Raw genomic sequence first — 221 nt, forward strand, 5'->3', positions numbered from 1 at the left:
GACCACGTAGAAGGCTCGCGTGAGCGCGCTCGTCGTGGCGAACTGCTGTTCGGCACCGTTGACACCTGGCTTATCTGGAAAATGACGCAGGGACGCGTACACGTCACGGATTACACCAACGCCTCGCGTACCATGCTGTTCAACATCCACTCCCTGGACTGGGATGACACGATGCTGGATGCGCTGGACATTCCGCGTGCCATGCTGCCAGAAGTGCGTCG

Annotated in this window: 1 protein-coding gene; it reads left to right on the forward strand. The window is 59.7% G+C overall.

Annotation, left to right across the window (positions count from 1 at the left end; genetic code table 11):
* The coding region (locus tag FDX22_RS12185) for an FGGY family carbohydrate kinase (protein WP_255432882.1) at positions 1-221 on the forward strand (221 nt) is incomplete at both ends.

It is taken from the genome of Citrobacter sp. TBCS-14, assembly GCF_005280805.1.
Classification (GTDB): Bacteria; Pseudomonadota; Gammaproteobacteria; order Enterobacterales; family Enterobacteriaceae; genus Citrobacter; species Citrobacter gillenii.